This is a genomic window from Ottowia sp., from assembly GCF_047975795.1.
Taxonomy (GTDB): Bacteria; Pseudomonadota; Gammaproteobacteria; order Burkholderiales; family Burkholderiaceae_C; genus Ottowia.
The window spans coordinates 1-2,073 of sequence record NZ_JBKEEE010000001.1; the positions used below are offsets into that span (position 1 = coordinate 1).

Consider the following 2,073-nt stretch of genomic DNA (forward strand, 5'->3'; position numbering starts at 1 on the left):
CGAAGGCCTTTCAGACGCCTGCAATAGCAGTGATCCACGCAGGCCGCAAGCAATAGGGGGCAACCGGCGCGCAGGTCTGCCACGCGGCGTCGCAGCGTGCCGCGGGTTGCCCGTTGAAGTCAAAGCGCTGGACGATCCCCATCTGTTCGGGCACCGGACTGCTGGTTGCCGCAGTGTGGATCGTCTTCATGGTCAGGCACAGGTTGCCGTCTGTCCTCATATACACGATCACGGAATCTCGACACAGCGCGACAAGTCTCTATTCTCTGATCCCGAAATTGTCAAGTCCCTAGACAATCCTGTCGGCACAGGCCTGTGTCACTGCGGGAAGTTTGCGCCCCTTGAGCGTGATCAGGCATAAGTCCCTGACGATGGCAGGCTCGTGCAGGTGCGCCACCACATAGTTTCCCTTCCGCGGAGGCACGCTCACCCAAGGCAAAAGAGTCACGCCAAGGCCTGAGGGGGGCCAGAATTTCGAACGCCATCAATTGCGATGAGGTAGTGTCAGTTTACGTGGTGCAGTTGTGAAGTGCCTCCTTGTATCTCGTGTGAACTTCTTGATGGCAGAAGGGGGTGCGGGGGAAGGCCTTCCCCCGCTTGCCCCCCGGCCATGTCACGCTGGGCCGCAGGCGCACTCACATCGCTGAGACTTGGCTGGCGGCTGTGATACTGGCGCAGGAACTCATGCGGTGAGACATTGCCAAGACTGGTGTGCAAGCGGTGCGGGTTATAGAACGTGGCAATGTAGTCAAAGACCGCATCCATGGCTTGCTGGGCTGTCTCAAAGTGCAGCCGGTGCAAATGCTCGTTTTTCAGGCTCGAGAAGAAACTCTCCATCGGCGCGTTGTCGTAGCAGTTGCCCGCACGGCTCATGGAGGCTTGCATCTGGTGGCCGCTCAGCAGCTTGCGGTACGCCGCGCTTGCATACTGGCTGCCCCGGTCGCTGTGGGCAATCAACCCGGGCAGCGGGCGCTCTTGCTCGATGGCCATTTGCATCGCCTCGATGACCAGCTCGGCGCGCATGTGCTGACGCACCGACCAACCCACGATCTTGCGGCTGCACGCGTCCTTGACGGCGGCCAGATACACCCAGCCCTCATCGGTGGCGATGTAAGTGATATCGGCCAGCCAGACCCGCCCGGGCTGATGGATGGCATCGAAACGCTGCTCCAGCAGATTGGGGGCAATGGGCAAATCGTGCGCACTGTCGGTGGTGCGTACAAAGCGTCGCTTGAGCTGGCAGCGCAGCCCCAGGCGACGGCACAAGCGCTTGACGCCTGAGAGGCTGAGCGTGTGGCCGCGCCGCTCAAGGGCAGCGCGCATGCGCACAGCGCCGTAGGTGGCGCGGCTGGCCGCATGGATGTGCCGCGCGGCGCTGTCGAGCTGCGCTGTTTGTTCCTGTGCGTCATGAGCGTCACCGGCACCAGCGGCTTGCTGCGCTTGTCTGGCGCGCCATTGGTGAAAGCCCGAGCGCGAGACCTGCAATGCCTTGCAGTAGGCGGCTGCGCTGTGCTTGCGCTGCGCCGTCGGCTTGATCATCTGAGCGTGAATCCAGGCGTACTTCACCGCGATTGGGCTGCGAAGTACGCCGTGGCTTTTTTTAGGATGTCGCGCTCCTCGGTGACTTGCGCCAGGGCGCGTTTGACACGTGCCAGCTCGCTTTGCAGATCGGTCACGGGCTGCACGCGGTGCGCATCGACTGCGCCCAGCGTGCCAGCGCGCGCCAGCTTGAGCCAGTTGGCGTAGGTCTTGACGTTGACATCGAGCTCGCGCGCGGCCTGCGCCACGCCTTTGCCGTCGCGCAGCACCAGTTGCACGGCGTTTTGTCGGAAGGCGTGGGTGTACATCGCGCGTGGTGCGCGTTCGATGTCACTGTTGCTGGCTGCGCCAGCGTTTATCAAAGCGTCTGTTTTGTTCATGAGGGCTCCAGAGAATGTTCAGATTTGATCATTCGATGGCGTTCGTTTTGGGCGGCCCCCCTCATCTTGCACTTCGTCCTGGCCTTGTACTTGCGTCAACGCCTCAACCGCCTTCCCACGGAGTTTGCTCCACAGACTCCTTAGGACGATAGGC

At 61.8% G+C, this 2,073-nt stretch carries 3 protein-coding genes; all 3 read right to left on the reverse strand.

Annotation, left to right across the window (positions count from 1 at the left end; genetic code table 11):
- Positions 1-10: 10 nt before the first annotated feature.
- The 3 genes from ACK5NW_RS00005 to ACK5NW_RS00015 all read right to left on the reverse strand — a co-directional run bounded on the left by ACK5NW_RS00005 (position 11) and on the right by ACK5NW_RS00015 (position 1,919).
- Positions 11-190, reverse strand: coding sequence for a hypothetical protein (locus ACK5NW_RS00005; protein ID WP_416924197.1), 180 nt, complete (start codon positions 188-190; stop codon positions 11-13).
- Between the two features lie 314 nt (positions 191-504).
- Positions 505-1,566 (reverse strand): IS3 family transposase, encoded by a 1,062-nt coding sequence (locus ACK5NW_RS00010; protein ID WP_416924198.1) that lies wholly within the window; start codon positions 1,564-1,566, stop codon positions 505-507.
- Positions 1,563-1,919: a transposase gene (locus ACK5NW_RS00015; protein ID WP_416924199.1), complete on the reverse strand. Its 357-nt coding sequence runs from the start codon at positions 1,917-1,919 to the stop codon at positions 1,563-1,565. Before ACK5NW_RS00015 ends, ACK5NW_RS00010 begins: the two co-directional genes overlap by 4 nt.
- Positions 1,920-2,073: the final 154 nt, after the last annotated feature.